Raw genomic sequence first — 304 nt, 5'->3', positions numbered from 1 at the left:
ACGCACCTGCTGCGCCTGAATCCACGCGATGTGCCGCTCCCACGCCTTCAACGCGTCGATCCGCCCCGCCGTGGACAACCCTCCACGCTCCAGCAGGCCGAGCATCGCCGCCGTCTGCGGCCCCGGCACCACTCCCGCCAGGTGCGCGGCCCACTCATCCGCCGTCACTGGTAGTTCCGGCTCTTCCGTGCTCCCGCCGGTGGCTGTGGTCTCGCTCTGATCGAGCAGCGTGGCTTGCATGGTCTCCCCCGTCCGGTCACCCCTCGAACTCCCGCCCCCGCAGCGGGTGTTCCTACCCCCTATT

1 pseudogene is annotated in these 304 nt (G+C 70.1%); it reads right to left on the bottom strand.

Annotated elements, in window-relative coordinates:
* Positions 1 to 240 (bottom strand): annotated as a pseudogene (locus tag IF83_RS34400) (hypothetical protein); the annotation flags it as partial.
* Positions 241 to 304: the final 64 nt, after the last annotated feature.

Source organism: Streptomyces albus subsp. albus (assembly GCF_000719865.1).
In the GTDB taxonomy this organism is placed as follows: domain Bacteria; phylum Actinomycetota; class Actinomycetes; order Streptomycetales; family Streptomycetaceae; genus Streptomyces; species Streptomyces albus_E.
Note: the sequence above shows the minus strand (reverse complement) of the source record. Positions and strands in the feature narration are given on the sequence as shown.